This is a genomic window from Flavobacteriaceae bacterium HL-DH10 (genome assembly GCA_031826515.1).
Taxonomy (GTDB): domain Bacteria; phylum Bacteroidota; class Bacteroidia; order Flavobacteriales; family Flavobacteriaceae; genus Thalassobellus; species Thalassobellus suaedae.
Window position 1 is genome coordinate 1,605,131 of sequence record CP134536.1, and the last position, 23,339, is coordinate 1,628,469.

Below are 23,339 nucleotides of genomic sequence, written 5' to 3' on the forward strand. Positions count from 1 at the left end.
AAAATATTATTTCCAACCGCAAATAATAGCACCCATTACTCCAAGTGTTACAATCCAATATCCTGCATTAATAAAAATGTATTTAGCACTTTTACGTTCAAATAAAGCATTAGTTCCAATAATTGGAAGTGCAATAAAAACCCCTGTTAAAACGCCATGTAAAGCACCATGCTTAAAGGTTCTGAATGCATCTGAATAATCTGCAATAAAAGCTTCGTAAGAAGGTAACGCTGCAGATGGATCTCCACCTATAAGGCTAAAAACCCCCATTTGATGAATAACTATTCCTGGTAAAGCTGTTGCCAATAAAAATGCAAAGATTAAAGCTAAACCAAAAATTTTAACCATATTCCCGCCTTTAACTTGCTCGTCGGTCATACCTGCTGCTTGCATCCAAGCATTACCAAATACTTTTGGATTGTACCAAATAAATCCGACTACCAATGCCGAAACAGCTGCAACTAGCATTGCAATTGGGTTTAATAATTCCATAATATATCTTATTAGTTAGACGTTAAATATAAATAAAATTATTACAACCAATTATCTTAAAAACTTAAAACCAATCAAATAGATTGCGCTTCTAACACTAAAAGGTCATTTTTATCTTCAAGTGCTTTATTTATAAATTCATTTACAGCATCATTCTTTTCTAGTCCGTTTTCTAATAAGACACCCAAAGTAATTGCAACAGCAATACGTGTTCCTACTTTTTTAACGGCTGTATTAAAAAGTGGCTGTAACTCTTCATAACTCACGTTTTTAGATAATTCTTTAATCTCTGATTTTGCTTTAAGCTGTTTAGCCTCAGGCAAATTAGTATATTTTTTTCCTAATTGCTGAATAACATCAATAGCTTTTCGTTGTGATTGTTGATTATTATTTGGCTTCGATTGTTGTTGTTGAGGCTTAGGTTTTTGTTTTGCCCAAGTATCTCTCAATCCTACTGTTTTATTAAATATTAATTTATTTGAAGTTGAATCGTTATCAACATTAAAATAACCTAAGCGTTGAAACTGAAACCTGTCTCCTACTTTAGCTTCTAATAAACTAGGCTCTACAAAGGCTTCAATAGTTTTTAAAGAATTAGGATTTATAAATTCCATAAAATCTTTGTCCTGATAACTGTCTGGTGCTTCATCAATAAATAAACGGTCGTACTCTCTAACTTCTGCGTTTACAGCATGTTTTATAGATACCCAATGTAGCGTTCCTTTTACTTTTCTAGAAGTATCTTCAGAATACGTACAATGAATTTCTGTAATATTTCCATTAGTATCTTTTTCAACACTTTCGGCTTTAATAATGTAAGCGTTCTTCAATCGTACTTCTCCACCTAATTTTAATCTGAAAAACTTATTACCAGCTTCTTCTTTAAAATCCTCTTTTTCAATATATAGTTCTCTTGAAAATGGAACTTTTCTAAAGCCTGCACGTTCATCTTCTTGATTATTTTCGGCTTCTAACCATTCCTCTTTTCCTTCAGGATAATTCGTAACTACTAATTTTACAGGGTCTAAAACCGCCATAACACGCGGTGCTGTTTTGTTTAAATCTTCACGAATACAAAACTCTAAAAGTGACACATCAATGACATTATCACGTTTTGCCACTCCTACCGTTTCAACAAATTTTCTTAATGATGCTGGTGTATAACCGCGACGACGTAAACCAGAAATAGTTGGCATTCTTGGGTCATCCCATCCTGCTACAATTTTATCTTCAACCAATTTAAGCAACTTACGTTTACTCATAATAGTATAGCTTAAGTTTAAACGCGCAAATTCACGTTGCTTTGGTCGAAGTAAATTAGGATCTATAACTTGGTCTAAAAACCAATCATAAAGCTCTCGGTGTGGTTTAAATTCTAACGAACATAAGGAATGTGAAATTTGCTCGATATAATCACTTTCTCCATGCGTCCAATCGTACATCGGGTAAATACACCAATCGTTACCTGTTCTATGATGATGCTTTTTTAAAATCCGATACATAATAGGATCACGCATCAACATATTGGTATGCTGCATATCAATTTTAGCTCGTAAAATATGAGATCCTTCTTCAAATTCTCCCGCTTTCATACGTTCAAATAAATCAAGGTTTTCTGCTACCGTTCTATTTCTATAAGGTCCATCAACACCCGGTTGTGTTGGCGTTCCTTTTTGTTCTGCCATAGCTTCACTTGATTGCGAATCTACATAGGCTTTTCCTTCTTTAATAAACAGAATAGCCCAATCATACAATTGCTGAAAGTAATCAGATGAGAATAATTCTTTATCCCATTTATAACCTAACCAAGATATGTCTTCCTTAATAGCATCTACATATTCTTGCTCCTCTTTAGCAGGATTTGTATCATCAAAACGAAGGTTTACTGGCGCATTATATTTTTCTCCTAAACCAAAACTTATTCCAATAGCCTTGGTATGACCTATATGTAAATAACCATTAGGCTCTGGAGGGAAACGAAAACGCAAGTCGTTTTTAGACATTCCCTTTGCTAAATCTTCTTCTATAATTTGCTCAATGAAATTGAGTGATTTTCTTTCTTCAGACATGCTTCTTATTTATTTCAACTAAATAAGCTTCAAAATTACGGAAATTCAAACTATTTTAGCTTAATAAGTTAAAGAAGCTAATGGGAAAAATAAAAGTTGAAAACATTCGGGTATTTGCATATCACGGCTGTTTAAAAGAAGAAACAAAAATAGGCAGTGATTACCGTGTAGATTTAGAGGTTGAAGCCGATTTACAAACCTCAGCAAAAACGGATGATTTGAATGATACTGTAGATTATGTTTTTTTAAATCGTATTATAAAAGAAGAAATGGATATGGCTTCTCACCTACTCGAAACGGTTGCAAAACGTATTTTAAATAGAATTTTTAACGAAGATAAATTAGTAAAAAAAGCCACCGTTTGGGTTAGTAAACTAAACCCGCCTATAGGTGGTGACGTTGCAAGAGTAACAATAAAAATGACTGATAAACGTAAAAAGTGATTTTATGCATTGAAAAGTCACAATTTTTTTTACTTTTGCACCAGATTTCCGATATTATCAGGAATAACAATTTTTAATTATGGCGTCGTGGCCGAGTGGCTAGGCAGAGGTCTGCAAAACCTTCTACAGCGGTTCGAATCCGCTCGACGCCTCAAAAAGCTTTCAGTTTATTCTGGAAGCTTTTTTATTATAGGGGGTTTATTTGTTCTAATTTTTCTTTTAGAAGTTCTTTCTCTTTTGGAAAAAATCCTTGAACTAAAAGCAATATGCCAAATCCTAAAATTACAAGCGCTATAATTTTTTTGGTTTTAAAAATTAATCGAGGTGTTAGCTTGTTTTTCAATTTTTTTTGCAATAACTATTTTAATAAGGTCTACTAAAAAATAAACAATTAAAATAGTACATAAAAATACCACAATACCATCTTCCGATTGTGTTAATGAATTACCAAGTACAATAAAAGCAACCCACCCTAATAACACACCAATATTTATAAAGTTTAATAGAAAGCCTTTTAAAAATAGCTTTCCATACCCTTTTTTTATTTCAACTTTATGATATTCTCTAACAATATCTCTAAAAGATTTTGATGTTTTTAAAAATGAAATAATACCATAAACAACCAATAATACACCTCCAAAAATCAGGAAATTAGGATCGTCTTTAATTTTTTCTAAGAGTTTATTAGTACTAAAAAAGGCCACAAATATAAAAATGATATCGGCTAACATAACGCCACAATCAAAAATTAAGGCACTTTTAAAACCTTTGGTTGCGCTTGTTTCAAGAAGTACAAAAAAAACAGGACCAATAGTAAAGGCAAGTATAATACCAAATGGAATGGCTGTTAAAATATCATCAAACATAATTTATATGAAGCTTTACACAAAGTAAAGAAATATTTTGATGAAAATTAATACGAACTAACAAGTATATAAAAAAGGTGCTTAAAAATAAGCACCTTTATAAATTATAGGGAATAAAATCTTATTGCTTAATAAGCTTAATACTATTTACACCATTTACAGTTTTTATTTGTGCAAAGTACATGCCTCTTTTTAAACTTGAGCCATCTATTTTAACATTATCAGAATTTGGTAACATTGATATCACATTTTTACCTAAAATATCGAAAACTTTAATAGAAGTCATATTTATATTTTTAGTCTTTACGGTCCAGCGATTTTGAGTTGGGTTAGGATATAAACTAAATTCTGATATTTCAAGATCATCAGAACTAAGTACAAAATTATTCTTACTAAAATATATATTGTCGTAAAAGAAATTACCATTTCCTTCAAATTTTATTTGTGAAACGGGTATTCCATCCCAAGCTGCACCATTATTTGCGGCAAAATTTGCAAAAACCGATAAAGGAATAAACACACTTTGCCATGAACCTTGAACTAAAGTTTCGTCTCCTCCACCTGCTAAATCAATAACATACCTAGGTTCTTCGGAAGAACCACAACAAGGCGTATTTGCATCAATAACATAGAATTGAATTAGTGTTGAACTCGTAGCATAATAATCAAAATGAACAAAATCATATTTTGAAACACCTGGTGATTCTTCTATACTTAAATCAATAGCAGTAAAGACAGAACCATAATAATTTAAATTTTCAATTTTTGCTGTCATATTGCCATCGGACTCTATATCAACTTCAGAGTTAGGACCACTACCAGTAAAGTCTTGAAAAACATAATTAGCTACAGTATTGGTTGTATATGTATCGCAATAAACTGATAACACTTCACTCTCAGAGATTAAAGGACTAGGTGCAGAAACCGTTGGGTCTGGCAGAGGACAAGCATCACAACCTGGTCCGCAATCAATACCTGTTTCAGATTGATTTTTTACACCATCACTGCATGTTGCCACAATTGCAGCACCCGCATCAGCCGTATTATAATCTATCCAAAGTTCTCTAGAAACCGTGTCTCCATCTGTACCTTCCCAATTACCTCCACCTTCTACTCTATTTGGAAAAAATGAAATGCGATTATACTCTCCTGTAGAAGATACAGCAGCAAAATCCTAAGCAACTGAACTACAGTATATTCCAGAACAAAAACCATCAACTTCTTTATCAGGTTGTCCAATACCTGAAGTTAATTTGCCCAAAATAGCTATTGGGTTTCACCCACATAATAAACATCCGCCCTTATCGCTTTGGTAGTGGTAACATCAATGGTATTGTCTGTCATAATAAGAATCACATTTTGCCAAGGCATACCTCCAGCATTAGAAATCATCCTACCTACTTTCCCGTAAATAGCATTTTCTACCGTAGCATCCACAATATCTATAGTAGTAGTCATTGATTCTCCCGCATTAAAAACCCAACTTCCCTCAAGAGGCGCAGGATCGAATGTATTATGCATAATCATACACTACAAAAAAAAATTTAGTGTTATTTTAGTTTTAGTAAAAAGAAATATTAAGTATATATTAAAACTTCAACTTTTCATCTTTATCCCAAAGCCCCCAATAGGCTCCAACGTCGCCTTCAGCTCCAACTTTCCATGATTCATCAAAAGATGAAAAATAGAACATCTCAATATCATCGGAAGCTGACCATACCAGAGAATTTATAAAATACTTTAATGCATTCTCATGTGATGGTATGGCACCTTGAAGTCCTTCTCCAAAAGAAGGCCATCCGGTTTCTGTAATAATCACTTTTTTTCCTTTTCCAGCATCTTTGGCCTGATTATACATATCACTCATATAAACCAATGAATATTCTAGACTACAACCTTCCCAATAAGGATAGCAATTAGCTAGAATAACATCACAAGCTTCAGTAATCCTGGGTCTGTGACTAAACTCATAGTATGCATCAACATAGCCCATTGGAACATCTGGAATAGCGTCTTTAAATTGATACATAAAAGCTAGTAGTTCATCTTCAGTCAAATCCTTTCTGTACATAACTTCATTACCAACTGCGGCAATATCAACATAGCCTTCTTTTGCTAATTTTATAAGTCCTGCTATCTCTTTTTTATTAATTTCTGCATCATCACCTAACCAAGCACCCACTAAGGTTTTTATGCCAAACTCTTTAGCAATACGTGGAATAGCCTCATTACCATCAGTACATGAAAAAGAACGAATCCATTTTGTGTATGGTTTTATAATTTTCATTCGCCTTCTAATCTGTTTTTCTGTAATTTGCTCTCCAGGTTCTTGCCCTTCTTCATAAGGACTAAAACACAACCCATGCATACCCCCTTTTAATACTCTTTTAAATAGGTTGTGTAAACCCTTTGGCGTTTTATCATCAAGATTTAATCCAGCTAATGATCTAATTTTATCTACTCTATATGACATAATTTTATTCTATAATTTTCTAGAGTTCCCCTCTTCGTTTTATTAATTCTTCTTTAATTTTTTCAGCTCTTTCTTCTGATAAACTATATTTCCACATCACCCACATAGCCAATGCCGCTGTAAGAGAAGGAACTAATATATCTGCTATTCTAAGGTTATTCATAGTATCTAGAGTTTGTACTGTTACATTTGGATCGAAACCTACAATCTTCAAAATCAATCCTCCTAAAACAAGTGCTATAGACTGTCCTATTTTAACCATTAACCAATAAATAGCTCCAAATGTTCCTTCTTTTCGTGGCATACCATTTTCTAGTTCATCCAAGTCACAAACATCGGCAGTCATAGACATCATTAAAGTAAATAACCCTCCCATTCCGAAAGCAAAAAATGGAATAGGTAAAAATATTAACCATGGTATATCATTCCCAGGGTCTATAGTAAACCAAGACATTCCAATATCATTTAATATAGGATTTAAGTATTCAAAAATAAAACCAAGAGTTGAGGTTAATCCTTCCCCTAAAGACGTATCATTAAATTTACTATTTAACTCTTTATCAAATCCCCACCATTTTAAAATATATCCGATAATTGAGAGCGCTGTAGAGATTAAAAAAGCATTTTTCTTACCCCATTTACTTGCCATTTTTGAAATAATAGGAATTACTAAAAATGCGGTAATTATAGCATTAATGGTATTAAACCAAGCTGGCCAAGTACCTGCAATTTCATAACTACCATTATACATATAAAATACAATGATAAAAACTCCAAATGCAGCTACAAGCTGAAATCCATTAAAAACTAAAAATGTAGCGCCACACAACTTCATAAAAGGTTTATTTTTAGAAACTTGAACAATCCCAGCTAGTAGTTCTTTGATATTAGAAGCCAGCGTTTTCAAATTAATTTTTTTTCGTCCTTTCATGTTTGCAGAATCAATACCTTTACAAAACAAAGCTGGTAGAACTCCAAATACCACACACATTACACCAACGATAAGTGCCATCGTACGAACACCTTCTGTTTGTGTATTAAAAGTATTTGTATCTGGTATAATTACATAAAGCCACGGCACAATCATCCAAGCAATTTGCCCCATAGTATTAGAGAAAGCCATTAAGCGTGTACGCTCATTATAATCTGAAGTCATTTCATATCCAAGACCCACTAATGGAGTTGCAAACATTGTATTACCTATAAGGAATAACAATTGAAGAATCATAACATGCCAAATAATATAAGTTTGCGAAGCATTATCATCAATTTGCCACATTAAAAAGAAAAGTATACCACTTACAATGGCACCAATAAAAATATAAGGCCTTCTCCTACCCCATTTAGATGTTGTATTATCTGAAATGAAACCCATTATTGGATCTGTTAAAGAATCAAATATTCTTGGTAAACCACCTAAAAGACCAGCCCATAAAGGATCTACACCCCAAGCTGTTAAAAGGAAAAATTGAATAAAGACACCTAAAGTTCCTGGTAAAATGTTTAATATAAAATGACCAGCGCCAAAGGCAGATTTTTGTCCTAATGGTACTTTATTTCTAGATACTGTTTTAATATTAGACATGTATTATTGGTTTTTAATTGGTATTAATATGGTTTGTATAGCTTGCCCGCTTATTTGAATATCTATAGACTTTTCGCCTAAAGACATCTTTATGTTTTTTGTTTGTTCTCCTTCATTAAAAATTACAATTGCAATAGATTCATCAGGATTTTGAGCTGCAGTAACCATTAAAGTATCATCTGAGTTTTCAAGACCAATTATTTTTGCTTCTGGTCTTATGTATTTACTAAAGTGAGCCATGGTATAATAAATAGGGGTGAAGTAGACCTCATCAGTATCAAGATCAACAATAACAGGTGCTACACACCAATTTTCAAACCAATTGGGTCCTCCTTGTTTATCTAAAACCATATTCCAATCTACCCATCCGTCTACCCAATTATTAAGACAGCCAATAATATCTCTAGCGTAGCGGTTTACTGGTGCATATTTAGGATGTAAATACTTTTCTTCTTCAGATGCCCAATCCCAACCCCAATCGGTCGCTTCTTTTTTCCAGTACCAAGCATCGTCTTTCCATTTTGGGATTTGGGAGTCTACACAACCTTCAGTTTCAATTAAAAATTTGTTTGGTGCTTTATTGTGCGCGTATTGTAATGCTTCTGGAAAATAATCATAGGTACTTTCATACCAGTGAATGGCAGTTCCGTCAAAGTATTTTGAAGATGCTTCGTCTCTATACATCTCATCTACCCATTCTTTTAAACCCGCTCTGTTTTGATCGTACCCTAAAATGATTTTATCACCATAGCCATCAGACTCTAATTTTGGTCCTAAATGAAACTCAACAAAATCGGTCATTTCTTTTGGCGAAAAATGCATGCTTTCCCAATTGTTTCCATTACCGTGTGGTTCATTTTCTACTGTAAAACCCCAAATATTAATACCTTCAGCTTTATAAGCATCTAAGTATTTTGAGAAGAATAATGCCCAAGTATCATAATATTCTGGGAGTAATTTACCACCAACCCAATCGTTATTATCTTTCATCCAAGGCGCAGCTGTCCAGGGCGATGCAAATATTTTAAAACCGTCTTCAGACACTGCTAAGGCATCTTTTATCATCGGAATTAAATCATCCCTATCTTCTTCAATAGAAAAATGTTCTAAATTTTTATCCCCTTCAACTGGTGTATAAGAATAGTTAGAAAGTGAAAAATCACAAGAATTCATGTGTGTTCTAGTAAGTGAATATCTCGCACCCTCTTTAGAAAAATAAGCTTTCAAAATTGTATCACGATTTGCTTGACTAAGCTTGTTTAATAAATAAGCTGAAGATTCTGTAAATGCCCCTCCAAAACCTGTAATTGTTTGGTACGTTTCATTTGGTAAAATTTTTATAATACTAGCCTGATCTCCAGAAACTCTTTCTGTAATCATCTTTAACTGATTGCCACTAGCAGAAGTTTCATAAACTTCTACTATTAACTTATCTTGATTTTCATTACAACTTAACATAAGAAGAACAAAAAGTGAATACACACTGTATTTTAATATTTTCATATTTTAAAACTTTAACTTGACTCATTTATCTATTTGCCATAATTTCTCCAATAGTTATTGGTGTTAAAACGTGTTCCATTAAGGCATCTTTATCGCCATTATAAGTTTTAGTTATTGGCTGTCCATCTCTAGTTAAACCTTTAAAAATGCCTTTATCAACTAAACTCCACAACGCATATTTTGCTTGTCCTTTAAGGTTTATAAGTCCAAAATGATTCTCGGAACCTAATGCGTTGTGCGCATCTTTCCATTGTTCGTCGAATGCTTCAAAATAGAAACAAGAAATGTTCGCTTTGTTTGTCCAATTTCTTATAAGTTGGTAATACCTTCCAGACTTATACTCATCTGTAGCTCTAGAACCTTTTTCTCCATAATGCCCGTTTGATAGGGTTGCCCATCCTGTTTCTCCAATATGTACAGGTTTATTAACTCCCAGACTTTTCATATAATTTGATACACTATCATGTTGTGCTTTTGCAAATTGGAATGCCCGTTGCATAGCGGCTTCAATTTTTTCGGTATCAGATAATTCAAATTCATTTTCTGGTACTGCCCAAAATTCTGGATTATAGTGTGAATTATGCATAGGGTAGGTGTGCATGGAAATATAGTCGACGGCTTTAATAAGATTTTCTAAATCCTGAGTATGATAACTAGGATCACCTCCTCCCCAAGAAGAAAAATCATCGGAACTTGTAATCCATAAATCTTCAGAAAGTTCTCCAGACTTCTTTAAATCTTGTAAATGATTTACCCATTTTAAAACAACATTAGGTCTAACAAAATAGCTTGTTGCCCAACGTACCATGGCTTCATTACCAACCGCAATAATTTTAACAATATCTGGGTATGCTTGTGCTAAGGCTACAGCTCTATCAATTTCTCCAGCATTCTGTTGGCTTTCTACTTCATGATTAGGCTCTAAACCCGTCCAAGCATTCTCGCAATCAATCCACGCCCCTAACATCACATACATTTCAAAGTTTTTATCTTCGGCTTTTAATTCACTAATCGCTTTTAATAAATTAGGTGCTTGCTGTAACTGAACATTATAAGTGCGTAAAATTTTCACTCCCATAGCAGCCAATATTTTCATATCCTCTTTTAACTGAGATATGGTAGGTTGTATATCGCGCGATTTTTGACGATATCCTCCATACGAAATTGCTAGGTAATTAGGGTTTCCTAAAATTTCTGCTGCTGTTTTATATAATGGCCCTTTTTTAGGTTGTTGATTGCATCCTAGCATAAATAATAAAATTGGTAGAATTAGTAATATTTTTAAATGTGTTATCAACTGTTTCTTTTTATATCATTTCTTTATAGAAACAATTATTTGATTAATCTCACCTTTTCTTTTGAAAATTGAATTAGATATTTGCGTATCAAGTTTTAAACTATTAAACACTGTTTGTTTGCCAGTATTAAAAACAACTTGTACACTATCTTTATCTGACAATTTATATATAATAGGTACTTGACAGTAGGTGAAACAAAGGGAATTAGCTTCTAATTTTATTTCCGTTACTTCTTTATTAATATTGGTATAATTAAATGATTGTGGTTCTTTTAAAAACTCATTATCTCTAAGCAAACGCGGGTTAAATAGTACGTTTCCATTTTTAACAAAAACACCCAACTCTCCAATTCTGCTTAATATATCTTCTTTAACCTGACCCGTCATTCCTGGTTGTTGTGCCCCTTTTGTGGCTGGTGTATGCGAATAAGGATCGGTTGGAAATGCTCCGTATAATTCTGGCGATTTATGCACGCCAATACCTGCATTTATTTCATAATAATGATCTAAAAGCTTGCCGATAATAACTTCACTTTCATTCGTATTTATTGCCAATAAACAATTTTCTTGTACAGCCAATAATAGTTTAGATACCATGTGCCAGTAGATAGAGCCTAAACCTTCATAACCAAAAAATGTTCCTGAACGTCCTGTAAAAGCTTTATGATTAAAAATGGATTCGAACGTGTCTAACAATAACTTGGTATCTCTTTCTACAAGAAACTGATATTTATTTGGTAAGCTTGACAGCGCTTCTTTTAAGCTATTCGCATTGTTAAAATTGCCATTAAAATGATAATTCCCTAGAACATCTTTTTCTATAATTTGTTGATGCCCTTCTGCTACTAATTGTTTTAATAATTCAGAATCTTCAAAACAAGCTTTAGGAATATTATTTTTTTTATCAAACCTTGGTAATTCCTTATCTGGATATAAAATATAACTGTATTGATCTTCTCTAAATAAGGCACTACTTTTTAAACCATCTAGCAATTCTAAAGCCTCTGTTGGAGATAAATAGCTAGAACTTAAAGCAGCGACTTGACCTTCTAACATTTCTGGCAGATATGAGATTGATACTTCAGTATCATTTTCAACTGTCATTAAATTATAGGCATGAAACATTTTATCTGAGCGTTTATTAGCATCAATTGTATGTTGTAAATAGGTTTTTGTAATTGTTATAAAATCTAAAAGCACTGATTTATTAACGTCACTTTTAGTAGCAGAAAATCCATTCTTATAAATACTACTTCTATATTTACTAGCTGCGAGCCCTAAACCATCTAGTACCGTTTTACGGTCTTTATTTGATATGTTTCTAGAAAGAATATGTTTATTACTATCAAATGTTGTAACAACTTCGTTTAAAAAAACCGATAATTCTTTCGATATTAGAACGTTATCCATATCAGATTTAGTAACGACTTCTTCAAAGAAATTTAAAAACCTATTTAAATAGTAAAGGGTTACCATAGATACGCCGTTACCAACTAATGCATTGTTGGCATCATTCCATTCTGGTCTTTGCGTATTTAACCAAATACCGCCTTCTGGGATAAAGTTTGATACTTTAGCTAATACGGTAGCTAATAATTTTTCAATTAAATTAACCTTATATATCGCATCATTTTTATCTCTTAATAAAGCCCCATCAGCACCTAATTCTTGCTTTCTCTGATTGATTTCAGCATCCAATTTATGATCGAAATCTATGGTGTCTTTAGGATTGTCAAGTGTTTCTTTATAGCTTTTAATTTTATATGGCACATTAGCATAAACAAAAATGTTTTCGCTAAATCGTTTTGCTAAAAGGCTAGGGTAGTAGTCTTCTATAAATTCTAAGAATTTTAATAAATAAATAATTTGATGATCGCCCCAATAGCCAATGTAAGACCACGGGTCGTTTTCTTCAATTACCTCCCAATCAAAACCATCTTTTGTAACACGATATGGATTATAACCTTCAAATGTTGTCGCATTTAAAAACTTATGAATCATACCTTCTATAAACTCTGGATAGGAGTGAGCCAAGGCTTCCCAATTTTGGAAAATATCACGCCAGTTTCCTTCGTAATCTAAAATTTTAGAACCGTCTATTTCACTTCTTGTATTAATTGAAAATTTATTCCAAGGTCTACTAGGATCGCCGTGTCTTCTACTAAATTTTAGAGGTAAATATTCAAAACAAAGTCGTTTAAAATCTTTATCAACCTCTTCTTCTGCTAAATTCTTTAAATAATTTAAAGTAAATAACTCTGGAAGTTGTTTTAAATGTGATTCTTTGTTTTTAAAAAATTCTTTATTGGCTTTTGAAATGTATGTTATAAAGTCTTGTTTTTCAATGTTGTAACCGTCATCAAAAATACCACCTCTCATAATATTGAAAAGCGTATTTGAAAAATGCCTCATATTAACAAGTGGATCTTCAGTCATTTGCAAGCCATCTGAAGCGCCTGTTAAATTAATTAGGTTGTTAGTTCCTGCATCAATATCATTTTGAACACGCTGTTCTAAATTTTGCTCATTCTTAATTATTTCAGAAATTTGAACCACTCCAGAAATAGATTGATTTACGTTAGTAACAAACATCCATTTTTCCTGTGAATTTGCTTCTAATTCTATATCTGAGGAAATAAAATAAGCTCCTTTTTCTGCTTTTACATCTTCTTCTTGTTTAATACTTTTAAGCTTTCTAAAGTTATTTAACTGTAAAGAGGATAATAAATACGTTGGATTTTTTAACCCATAAGACCAAACAATATTAGCTTTTAACGCTTCACTTGGTTCTGCCTTATCAACAATTATAGCGCTTAATGCATAAATACCTAAACCTACATTTGGCCATAATTCACTTTTTTTATAGGCATCAACTAAATTACTTCGGCTATTTTGTAAATCGGCAGTAACACCACTAGGTAAAATATTTTGCAATCCATCTAAAATTGTAACACTAATTTTAGAATCAGAATTATTTATTAAAGTCGATTTTTTAACAAATCCAAATTCATTACTAGAGCTCCATTTATATCTAAAGGTTAACCCTAAGTCTAGATTTATTTCTTCAAAAACAACTTTATTTCCATAGGTGTTTTTATATATGCTTCTTTTCGTTTTATAAAATCCCATTTGCCTATTAGAAAATGGTTCCCAAACTAAAGTTTTATCATGCAAATGAATTTGAATTACAGTTTTACTACCTGTTATATCGGCAGATTCTGTAATCTTATCATCAGTATAATAAGGAAATATTGAGGATTCAGCATTTTTTCTTCCAGAAGATAAACCGCCATTACTAGAAATAAACATCCAGTGATTTGAGTCGCTTACAATGCTCATAAAAAATGGACGCATTTCATCGCTATTTGAAATCTTGTAATAGGTTTCATTATCAAAACTAACTAGTTCTCCATTTACTTTATCTGATAGCCCTAAAGTCATTTCTTCTTCTTTATAAATTGTTTGATTCATTTATTTCTTATTATTTCATTAGGCTTTTAAGCCTTTAGTTCATGATTAATAAAAAGGTTAGCTAGTAAAATAGCTTTAGCTAACTTTTTTTAATATTTAATTATTGGTTCATTGTAACAGAGACATTATCGAAGTATGCTATAACTCCACAGCCTGAAACTGCTCCACAAGCTGCCTTGAGTTGCAGGGTTACGCCACCACTTACATCATCACCAGTAGTTGTGGTAAAAGTGTAATTAGTCCAAGTATCTGTTGGAGTAAGAGGTGCGCCACCAAGAATTTCAGCTTTTGAAACACCTTCTGGACTTTTCTCAGAGAAAAACTCTGCAAATACAACGCCTCCTGCTCCAGCTAATGATCCTTTTAAGTCGAACGAAATTGTTACAGAAACACCTGTACCAATAGCTGGTTCGCTATTTAAATTAGCTTGTTTTATAACAATCTCCGTACCTTCTCCTGCTACAAGTTTGCCCGAGAAAGAACCGCTTTGAGCTTCTTCGTTAGTAACAGTAAAAACGCCTCCTTGAGCATCAAAAATTGTATAACCCGTTGTATCACCAGTTTCAAAATCACCATTGTTGGTTAAACCACCATCAACAGCTCCACCGCCACCACCAGTACCACCACCTGAACCACCACCTGAACCACCGCCACCGTTAGTAGCTCCAGATTGTTCAATGTCATCAATATAAATTGGTTGCCCATCTCCTCCGTTAGCCCAATCTGTATTTATAACAAGTCGTGTATACGTATAACTAGACATAGCTTGATCTGAAAAATCAAAAGTTAAAGTAACCCACTCATTAGCATTGGCAACTGTTTGGAAAATCTGATAAGCAGGAGGGTCAATAACACCTGGTTCCTGCTCCAAACGTGCTCTAACTTCTATATTAGGTTTTGGCGACCATATTTTCATTGTAAATATCATGCCATTAGCTAAGTTCACTAACGGACCTCCAAGTCCTTGACTCGAATTAACTCCAGCATAAAAAGGCGTTCCAGATGGCTTAATCAATTCCAAAACTTTAGAAGAAGTATTCCCTGAAGGCTGAGGGTTATCTATAACATCTACTATAGCGCCTTCAAATGGACTAAAAATATTAATACCATCTTCAAAGTTTAAAGGAAAACCACTAGAGGTACCACCACCTCCACCACCAGAGTCACAATCTAAACAGAAAAGTGATACATTATCAATAACTACAACACCTGTATCTCCTCCTAAATCAAAGAAAATACGGTTATCTAAACCACCAATAATATCGGCAGCCACAAGATCATACGTAAAAGTCTGTGTTTCTGCTGTTAAGTTAACGACTCTGTCTACACTTTTAAAATCGCCAAAAGTATCTCCTATTCCTGCAATAATAGTACGGTTACCATCAGATGAAGCATCAAAAGAAAGTTTATAGGTCTTACCTGGAATCATCTCAATTCCTTTTTGACTCAAATTAATTTCGAAAGAATTAGCGGGTAAAGGTGTTCCAACTTCTGCAAAAGTAAAGCTATTGCCTCCTTCTGTTCTAACATCTAATGCATTACCATACCATGCAGTTCCATCACCTGTTTCAAAATCACCATTAGTAAGTAAACCATCATCAAATGCAGTTCCGCCACCGCCACCACTTCCAGTACCGTATAACATTAAATCATCAAAATAATAGGTATCTGTATTCTCTGCATTCAAATCGAAGAAAATAACAATTTTATCAAACCTGTCACTCTCTGCGCTTGAAAATGGGAATGTTAATTCCTCCCATCCACTAGTTACTGATGTTGTTAAAAAGGTTTCAAAATTATTGTCTTTATTGCCTATTTCTTCTAACTTAATTCTAACTTCTGTGTTTTCTCTGGCAGACCAAACTTTTATTTTTAACCCATCATGTGAGTTAAAATCTAATTTAGAATCTAAATCTATTTGGCTATTATCCCATGGGTTTTGATTTAATTTTGTGATTTTTGCTACTTTACAAGATTTATTAATCTCATTATCGAAATCTGGATTATCAATTATTTCAAAAGTAGTTCCATCAGAAATAATTCTTTCCGATGGTATATCAGCCATAAATGTCATGTTTAGATCTGAGCCACCCAACGATTGCATGTCTTCTTCAGTACATGTTAACGGAGTTTCTATTTGATTTATATCATCAATATAAAAAGCTCCAGCAGTAGTACCAAGACCATCAACAAATAAGGTTAATTTTGAATACTCATCTGAAGAATTAAAATTAAAAATAATTATTTCCCATCCTGTGCCTCCATGACTAGCAGTTTCTTGAATATCTCCTCCTGTTCCTTCTTCAAATTTTAATAGAACATCTACAGGTTCATCTGCCCAGAAATTAATTGAAATACTTTTATTTGTAGTGAAATCTAGGTCTGAACCTAAGTCAAAACTAATACCTTCATATTCAGCCCCTGAATTTGTAATTGCTCCCACTTTTGAAGTATTTGCATTTGCACCTCCAGGAGCAGGATTATCAACAACTTCAAAAGATGCTCCACCAAATACCTCAGCTTCATATTTCGTGTTTTCACCATCAAAAGTAATTGGTATGGTGGCTATTTCTGGAATTAAAATAGTTATCTCATCCTGAAAAGTACTGGAACTACCCGCAACGACAGATGCCGTTAAAATGATAGTGTACGTCCCATTTGGGTATGTCTTTACTGGGTTAATAAGCGTAGAGCTAGTTTCGTCTCCAAAATCCCAACTATAATTGGTTGCTTGTGTTGAAAGATTAATAAAAGTTACTGTACCTGTATCTGCATTAAGAGTATACGAAAAGCCAGCAACAACTTTTGGTAAAACCGTGTCTTCCTCTTCACAACCTAATAATGCTATCGCCAAGATTAAAATCGAAATATGTTTAAATGTTCTAATTAATTTTTTCATGGTTTCTTTATTAATTGTTACTACTTTTATATACTCTTACATAATCTACAAGCATGCTCTGCGGAAAGGTTTCATCACTATCTGGAGCTCCTGGAAAGGCACCTCCCACCGCTAAATTTATTATGATATAGAATGGTTTATTAAAAACCCAATTCCCTGTAACATCAGTCCCATCTTCTAGTTCATAAATAACATCGGATGGTGTCACTTCAATGTCGGAAGGCGTTATTTGATTATATAACACATCATCTATATAGTAATTAATGTATTCGGGACCCCACTCGATACCATAAATATGAAAGCCAGCATCTAAACGATCATTTCCCAAATCATAACTTTTTGTAATTTGACCTTGAGGATTGGTTTCACCAGAGTAACCTGGACCATGTACAGAACCGCTTACTTTAGTCGGTTCTTGTCTACGATACTCCATAATATCTATCTCACCACAAATTGGCCACTTCAAAGTCTCTGGATTATCATCAACCTCTGTTTCACAATCGGCGCCTAGTAACCAAAAGGCAGGCCATAGACCCGAGCCTCCTGTAACCTTGATGCGTGCTTCAAAACGTCCGTAAGCTTGTTCAAATAAATCTTTGGTGGAGAGTCTTGCAGACGTGTATGAGGCACCATTAAAATCTTCTTTTAAGGCAGTAAGAAGTAATACGCCGTTTTCAACTTTAACATTTTCAGTGCGCTTAGTATAATATTGCAACTCGTTATTACCCCAACCATTTACTCCTGTTCCAGTATCATAACCCCAAATTTCGGTATTGGGAGCGCCTTCTGCATCAAACTCATCGGCCATTACCAATACTTTGAACTTGGCTACGGTTTGTGTTTCGTCTGTAGAACAGCTAAAAATAAAAAAGCACAAAATCGACAAAACCAAGACCGTTTTTAGATTTAGATGATACCCTTTCATATTAAATTTATTTATTTGATTCATGACTTAATTTTTTAAGTTGAAATGGTTATTCGTTTTTATAGAAATATATATTATCTACATAAAAACTTTTTGGCCCTGCTGTATTGTCTGATACAAAAACTATTTGACCTAAAGCGCTTCTATCTGTTAAGCCTGTTATATTAAAGTCTACACTAATCCATTGCCCAGCAGATAATGTTGGCGACGTTTGAATTTGTGTATCATCTCCTGATGGACCACCAGTAAATATATTCGTCTCAATAATGTTATTAGGTCCTATATTTCTTAATTGAATTGTTAAAGCTGCACCAGGTTGTAATGCGTCGATAACAAAAACATCCATATGCAATAGCGTCATATCACTCGCATTTATAGTAGGGATATCTCCATTAAACTCAATACCAAAAAAGTTCACATCATTGTAGTTTAGTATATTATCTTCCCCTGCTTTAAAAGCATTTAATGTAGAATTTTGAAATTCTCCAAAATCACTAATTAATGAAACGGGTACGTTTGTATATGCATCACTAAAAATAGAGATTACGTTATCTGTATTTCTTTCTGGAGGTGTTGGTGCAAAATCAAAAGATCTTGCTACTTCGACCTTTAAAGAGCCCGCTGCTAGTACTCCATTAACGCTAGCCGTTAGAACAGCAGTGCCCTTACTATGTGTAAGCACAACAGCTTGTATTTCATCATCTACCTTTTTAAAATCTACTGTAGCAACCGCTGGGTTTGATGAATGAAAATCAAAATATGATGCGGTAACAGCATTTGTTTGATTCAACCCTGAACCTAAATTAAACGTTTGTGTGAAATCTGTAATTGCAACAGTTCCACCAACAAAGGTAGGCGCAACCATATCTTCACCATTTAAAATAGATGGCTTTGGCTGACCAATGGTTCCCAGTTTTTCAAACTTTAATTCGTCAATCCAAAACGTATAGCCAAATCCGCCTGTAGCTTGAGTTCCTGCAGAATACCAAAACATACCTCTTTCTTCAATCAATTTAGAAGCATCTGGAATCGGAATCGTATATTTAACCCAGTTCGTACTCAAACTTATATTTGATCTCGTTACTTGATATTTATTTTCACCAAAGTCAGTACCAAAACCCATTTGGCCAATAGATACGCCTTGTGACGCTTTAGCCCAAAACGTTAACGCATCAAATTCGGTAAGGTTGCGTCCCGCACCATCTACTCTAAAGATAGCACCAGCAAAATTCCCATCAGGATCATCAGCATTCGGCACATCAAAACGCATTGAGGACTGACTTTCGTAGCTTTCATTATCATCAACAGTCCAAGCGGTTGCTTTAGAACCTTCAAACGGAAAGTAAAAATCGCTACCAAGACCAATAGGTGAATCTATAAAAACCCCTCCTGTCTTAGAGTTAGTAGCAAACTCTACCTCATCTGATATTTCTCTTTCACAGCTCGTAGCCGCGAAAAAAAGTAACCCTGATAGCAGTATAATTTTTGAATAAATAAATTTTATATTTTTCATTTTTCTATATTTTTATTTTCCAATGTTGATGTGGATATATGTTCTAATTTCCCATTCATTACCATCACCAAATCCAACAGGACTTATGGTTGGTATTGCAGGAAATATATTTGGAGGCACAACATTTGGTGCGTATCGTGGAGAAAACTCGTTAAGAGAACGCCATGTTCCTCGAACACCAATTTTAGTATTTGGTAAAATAAACCAGTCTTGTTTACCAATAGAAGTTGATAAATCTAACATAAGTTGTACTGGATAAGTTAAGTTGAAATCGCGATGGTAATCGAAAGGCCCCCAATCATTAATTTTAAAAGAATGAATAAGTTTAAACTTATTATATATTAATCTAATATCTCCTCCAACACGTTGAATCATTCGTTCGTCACTTCCATTTGCTTGTCCGTTTCCGGCATAAAAGTTTGCAATAAGACCAAGGTCTGGGCTAACTTTAGATACTATACGAGAATGTGCTTCCCACAAATCTTGCGCAGGCGCTGCATTAGGAAAGGCAAAAGAAGATCGATCAGCCAAAAAACCTATGGCTGCATCTTGAGCTGTTGGATGATGGCGAAAAACAAAGCCAAAATTAAAAGCAAATTTAGCATCTTCCTGTCGGTCATTATCCCATTCGTACATCCAAGTGCCAGGAGTAGGATCATAAGTAAATAAAATTTCTCCTGCAGTGGTTTCTCTATTTCCTCTTACAGCAAACGGATCATCTTGAATATTTCTAAGTCTTCCTGGTGCATCAACATCATTTGGCATTGCATCAACAATTGGTTTTTGCCACAAAAAGTTAGGAGCTATTTGAACATTACCTATGGTATATGTAAAACCAGTAAGAAAGTTATTTTGGTTACCACTTCCTGAATCTTTTAGTCTCCAACCTGTAAAAGTTTGTGTTTGATCTGCACCACCGTTAGCAACCAATCCCATAGTTGCTCCTTGAGCATACCAATTAAATAATCCTTTTTGAAAGGTTATTTTAGCTTTTGCCCCCCAGTTATCCTTTTCATTAACCTTATCATTATAAATAATATAATTTCCTGTTTGGCCTTCAGCAATTTGAAATTGTCTTCCGTTTAGGGGTTGTCCTCCCCAAATACCACCAGCTTCAATCTCGAATGCCCCAAATTCTCTTTTAGCATGAAGCGTTACTCTACGTGTTTTTGGAAGCGGTACAGCAATTGAAGTTACGGCTTCACCAACTTCATCAATATCTTCATGATAAACCGCTGTAAGATTATAATGGCCTAATTTTTTACTATATTTCAACAATATAGCAGGATTAGCACCCCACCAAAGTTGAGGTCCAAATGCTGCTTTTAAGCCCTTTAGTCCTTTTTTGCCATCTACTTCAAAACCTAAAATCTCTCCGTTATATATATCTAAATTTGTCCCATAATTAGCTTGAGGATATAAACCAAAGAAATCGCCTTCGTATCCCCAATGATAATGTCCTGTTCTATAAAAACCTCTTAAGTCAAAATCTTTAGCATTCCACTCAAATTCTGCATTATATACTTTTACGCGATTAGGATCTGTAATATCTACATTTCCTTCATCTGTATTTACAGAAAAAGGGCGTCCAGTATTTTCATAAAAAATTTCATCTATAGGATTTTCAGCAACATTACCAAGAATATTAAAATTAACATTAGCTCTCATATTAGAACTAGGATTTCCTTCAACTCCAATAAAATATGACTGCATATGATCGAAACCTAATTTATTAGGATATGTAGATTCATCAGGGTTAGCATCACTAGGCGTTGTAATTAAATTACCTCCTGTATTGAAGGTTGTAAACTCCGCTCTTAAATTGCTAAGTCTAATTTTATCAGAAGACTGGCTTTTTAGAGCTGCTTTATCACCTCTAGCTTTTAAAACAGCATCCATTAATTGAATATTATCAAAATGATCTTTTACGATTTCAGCTGTAACACCTTCTCTATATGGGTTTAATTGATGTGCTTCTTTTAAAGCATAATATGCAGCACGTGGATATAAATTGTATAACCCACGCTCGTTGGTTGGCCCCTTAGCACAAATACCAAACCACTCTTCATTCATATTATTTTCTCCAGGAGCTAAATCTCTAGCATAACCACCGTTAGACCATGATGCATTTTTGTCATGCACATCTGAATTTTTTCTATCATCAAAACCATATTTCCACCAACCATCACTAAATTGAAATGTAAAGCCACCAATAGAATTATCTGCTTTATCAAAACCAGCAGCGTTTTCATATATTTCTTTCCAGTTCTCTACCATATAATATGCTTGAGAAAATTGATCTTCTTTTTTTCAATTTCATTAAATGCATCTGCACCAAATTCAGTAAACATAATTGGCTTATTAAGCTTTTGTTTTACTACTTCGAACATATCTGTAAATGAAGATCCACGATAAGAATTCACGCCATAGATATCAACATCTTTACATTCTTCTGCAACAATATCTATAAACAAAACATCTCCATTACAAATAGCTACTGGGTGAGAAGTATCCATAGCCTTCATTTTTTTAGCTGCTTCATTCATCAGTTTATACATGGGTCTTCCTCTTTTTTCACCAATAAATTTCTTCTCTTCATCACTATCGGGAAAATCTTCTGTTTCTGCACCAGCCCAGAAAAGACCATAATTATTCTCATTACCTAATAAATAAAGTAATAACCCTGGAGTATCTTTATAATCTTTTACCAATTGCTCCATTTCGGCAATTAGAAACTCTTGAGTCCGAGGCTCTGAATATATAGTAACAGGTGTCCAAACACCATCTAAGGTTAATCCATATCGACCAAAGGAATGATTAAGCATGGTATAAATACCATAGTTCTCGTATATGTATTTAATCCATTTTGAAGGAATACCAGTATATTGACGAATTACATTAACGTTCATGTTCTTAAGAAGAGACATTTCGGTATCAAGTGCTGCTTTGATTACATCGTCAGACTTTTTCCAGAAATTAGCATTTACAGTATTTGTTCCAATTGGAATATAATCCCAATTCATACCATTAATCATAAAGTCCTTTCCATTAACGACTAATTTCATACCTTCTTCATTACTTACAACTGATACTTTATTAGACTGCGCAAAAGCAGTTACTGTAAATAAAAAAAGTACGAATCTTAGAAAATTGTTTTTCATAGTCTTATTTAATTATTTGTGTTAGTCTTAAACTTTTTCTAATTGGTTGTTTTCTTGAATAAGACATTTTAAACAACACAGATTAGGTGGTGATTTGTTTTATATAAAATTAGAAATCAAAATTGTGAAATCGGCAAAAAAGACCTCAACAAAAAACATACACAATGAAATAAACATCATTTTTTTAAGAAAACATTAATAATATAAGTGTTTTTATAAAGATTTAGGAGCTTTTAAGTAAGGTATTAAATCTTGCTAAACAGGGTTTGTTGTGGTATTGTATAGGTAAAAAACATACGTGTTGTACATATTCATACTAATGCTTAAATTAATTATTAAGGATTTTGTGAATTAATTATTACTTATATTAACTATACACTAATAAATTAACTAAGATATATTAAGAGTTTAAGTACTGATATATAAGCTTTTTAACAATAGCCAATATGATAAAGCACACAACATTCAATTATTAAAGCAAAATGATAAAGTCTTTTTTAAAACCTGAAAGACTATTTAGTGATGTATCATTCATAATAATTACTTATTAAATATTACGATTCAAAATACTATGTCATTGTATTTACAATAATTAATATAATTTAAAAGGGGACAAACATTAATGTTTATCCCCTTAAATAA

At 33.4% G+C, this 23,339-nt stretch carries 15 protein-coding genes, 1 tRNA gene and 1 pseudogene; 2 read left to right on the forward strand and 15 right to left on the reverse strand.

The window, feature by feature from the left end; genetic code table 11:
* Window positions 1–6 precede the first annotated feature (6 nt).
* Together RHP49_07055 and RHP49_07060 are read right to left on the reverse strand one after the other, a co-directional pair.
* On the reverse strand, window positions 7–492 hold the full coding sequence (locus RHP49_07055; protein ID WNH14007.1) for a DUF1761 domain-containing protein: 486 nt from the start codon (window positions 490–492) through the stop codon (window positions 7–9).
* Window positions 493–566: 74 nt separating this feature from the next.
* A complete protein-coding gene (locus RHP49_07060; protein ID WNH14008.1) occupies window positions 567–2,561 on the reverse strand; it encodes a glutamine--tRNA ligase/YqeY domain fusion protein in 1,995 nt (664 codons plus the stop codon).
* Window positions 2,562–2,641: 80 nt separating this feature from the next.
* Between RHP49_07060 and folB the strand changes: the two genes are divergently transcribed.
* Window positions 2,642–3,004 carry a dihydroneopterin aldolase gene (folB, locus tag RHP49_07065; protein WNH14009.1) on the forward strand — a complete coding sequence of 121 codons (363 nt, stop codon included), beginning with the start codon at window positions 2,642–2,644 and terminating at the stop codon, window positions 3,002–3,004.
* 81 nt (window positions 3,005–3,085) lie between these two features.
* Window positions 3,086–3,156 (forward strand) — tRNA-Cys (locus tag RHP49_07070).
* A 35-nt stretch (window positions 3,157–3,191) separates the two neighbouring features.
* Here RHP49_07070 and RHP49_07075 read toward each other — a convergent pair.
* From RHP49_07075 to RHP49_07135, 13 genes and pseudogenes are all read right to left on the reverse strand, one after another.
* A pseudogene (locus RHP49_07075) lies at window positions 3,192–3,870 on the reverse strand (LysE family transporter).
* A gap of 121 nt (window positions 3,871–3,991) precedes the next feature.
* On the reverse strand, window positions 3,992–4,888 hold the full coding sequence (locus tag RHP49_07080) for a T9SS type A sorting domain-containing protein (GenBank protein ID WNH14010.1): 897 nt from the start codon (window positions 4,886–4,888) through the stop codon (window positions 3,992–3,994).
* A 248-nt stretch (window positions 4,889–5,136) separates the two neighbouring features.
* Window positions 5,137–5,391: a hypothetical protein gene (locus RHP49_07085; GenBank protein WNH14011.1), complete on the reverse strand. Its 255-nt coding sequence runs from the start codon at window positions 5,389–5,391 to the stop codon at window positions 5,137–5,139.
* A gap of 67 nt (window positions 5,392–5,458) precedes the next feature.
* Entirely contained in the window at window positions 5,459–6,343 is an 885-nt protein-coding gene (locus RHP49_07090) for a glycosyl hydrolase family 17 protein (GenBank protein WNH14012.1), read from the reverse strand.
* Window positions 6,344–6,362: 19 nt separating this feature from the next.
* Window positions 6,363–7,928, reverse strand: a complete 1,566-nt coding sequence (locus RHP49_07095; protein WNH14013.1) for an MFS transporter — start codon at window positions 7,926–7,928, stop codon at window positions 6,363–6,365.
* Window positions 7,929–7,931: 3 nt separating this feature from the next.
* Window positions 7,932–9,431: a glycoside hydrolase family 30 protein gene (locus tag RHP49_07100; protein WNH14014.1), complete on the reverse strand. Its 1,500-nt coding sequence runs from the start codon at window positions 9,429–9,431 to the stop codon at window positions 7,932–7,934.
* A gap of 25 nt (window positions 9,432–9,456) precedes the next feature.
* On the reverse strand, window positions 9,457–10,680 hold the full coding sequence (locus RHP49_07105) for a glycosyl hydrolase family 17 (protein ID WNH14392.1): 1,224 nt from the start codon (window positions 10,678–10,680) through the stop codon (window positions 9,457–9,459).
* Between the two features lie 63 nt (window positions 10,681–10,743).
* The gene (locus RHP49_07110) at window positions 10,744–14,199 is read right to left on the reverse strand and encodes a hypothetical protein (GenBank protein WNH14015.1); all 3,456 of its coding nucleotides are present in this window, start codon (window positions 14,197–14,199) and stop codon (window positions 10,744–10,746) included.
* Window positions 14,200–14,299: 100 nt separating this feature from the next.
* Window positions 14,300–17,098, reverse strand: coding sequence for a carbohydrate binding domain-containing protein (locus RHP49_07115; protein ID WNH14016.1), 2,799 nt, complete (start codon window positions 17,096–17,098; stop codon window positions 14,300–14,302).
* A gap of 10 nt (window positions 17,099–17,108) precedes the next feature.
* The gene (locus RHP49_07120) at window positions 17,109–18,047 is read right to left on the reverse strand and encodes a glycoside hydrolase family 16 protein (protein WNH14017.1); all 939 of its coding nucleotides are present in this window, start codon (window positions 18,045–18,047) and stop codon (window positions 17,109–17,111) included.
* A gap of 25 nt (window positions 18,048–18,072) precedes the next feature.
* Window positions 18,073–19,536: a glycosyl hydrolase family 16 gene (locus RHP49_07125; protein WNH14018.1), complete on the reverse strand. Its 1,464-nt coding sequence runs from the start codon at window positions 19,534–19,536 to the stop codon at window positions 18,073–18,075.
* Between the two features lie 12 nt (window positions 19,537–19,548).
* Complete coding sequence (locus RHP49_07130; protein ID WNH14019.1) at window positions 19,549–21,813, reverse strand: hypothetical protein; 2,265 nt, start codon at window positions 21,811–21,813, stop codon at window positions 19,549–19,551.
* Window positions 21,807–22,697 carry a glycoside hydrolase family 2 TIM barrel-domain containing protein gene (locus tag RHP49_07135; GenBank protein WNH14020.1) on the reverse strand — a complete coding sequence of 297 codons (891 nt, stop codon included), beginning with the start codon at window positions 22,695–22,697 and terminating at the stop codon, window positions 21,807–21,809. Before RHP49_07135 ends, RHP49_07130 begins: the two co-directional genes overlap by 7 nt.
* Window positions 22,698–23,339: the final 642 nt, after the last annotated feature.

What these genes read in the sequence shown, in the direction of transcription:
- RHP49_07055 (WNH14007.1), bottom strand. Translation starts at nt 492, where the DNA reads ATGGAATTATTAAACCCAATTGCAATGCTAGTTGCAGCTGTTTCGGCA.
- RHP49_07060 (WNH14008.1), bottom strand. Translation starts at nt 2,561, where the DNA reads ATGTCTGAAGAAAGAAAATCACTCAATTTCATTGAGCAAATTATAGAA.
- folB (WNH14009.1), top strand. Translation starts at nt 2,642, where the DNA reads ATGGGAAAAATAAAAGTTGAAAACATTCGGGTATTTGCATATCACGGC.
- RHP49_07085 (WNH14011.1), bottom strand. Translation starts at nt 5,391, where the DNA reads ATGCATAATACATTCGATCCTGCGCCTCTTGAGGGAAGTTGGGTTTTT.
- RHP49_07090 (WNH14012.1), bottom strand. Translation starts at nt 6,343, where the DNA reads ATGTCATATAGAGTAGATAAAATTAGATCATTAGCTGGATTAAATCTT.
- RHP49_07095 (WNH14013.1), bottom strand. Translation starts at nt 7,928, where the DNA reads ATGTCTAATATTAAAACAGTATCTAGAAATAAAGTACCATTAGGACAA.
- RHP49_07100 (WNH14014.1), bottom strand. Translation starts at nt 9,431, where the DNA reads ATGAAAATATTAAAATACAGTGTGTATTCACTTTTTGTTCTTCTTATG.
- RHP49_07105 (WNH14392.1), bottom strand. Translation starts at nt 10,680, where the DNA reads ATGCTAGGATGCAATCAACAACCTAAAAAAGGGCCATTATATAAAACA.
- RHP49_07110 (WNH14015.1), bottom strand. Translation starts at nt 14,199, where the DNA reads ATGAATCAAACAATTTATAAAGAAGAAGAAATGACTTTAGGGCTATCA.
- RHP49_07115 (WNH14016.1), bottom strand. Translation starts at nt 17,098, where the DNA reads ATGAAAAAATTAATTAGAACATTTAAACATATTTCGATTTTAATCTTG.
- RHP49_07120 (WNH14017.1), bottom strand. Translation starts at nt 18,047, where the DNA reads ATGAATCAAATAAATAAATTTAATATGAAAGGGTATCATCTAAATCTA.
- RHP49_07125 (WNH14018.1), bottom strand. Translation starts at nt 19,536, where the DNA reads ATGAAAAATATAAAATTTATTTATTCAAAAATTATACTGCTATCAGGG.
- RHP49_07130 (WNH14019.1), bottom strand. Translation starts at nt 21,813, where the DNA reads ATGGTAGAGAACTGGAAAGAAATATATGAAAACGCTGCTGGTTTTGAT.
- RHP49_07135 (WNH14020.1), bottom strand. Translation starts at nt 22,697, where the DNA reads ATGAAAAACAATTTTCTAAGATTCGTACTTTTTTTATTTACAGTAACT.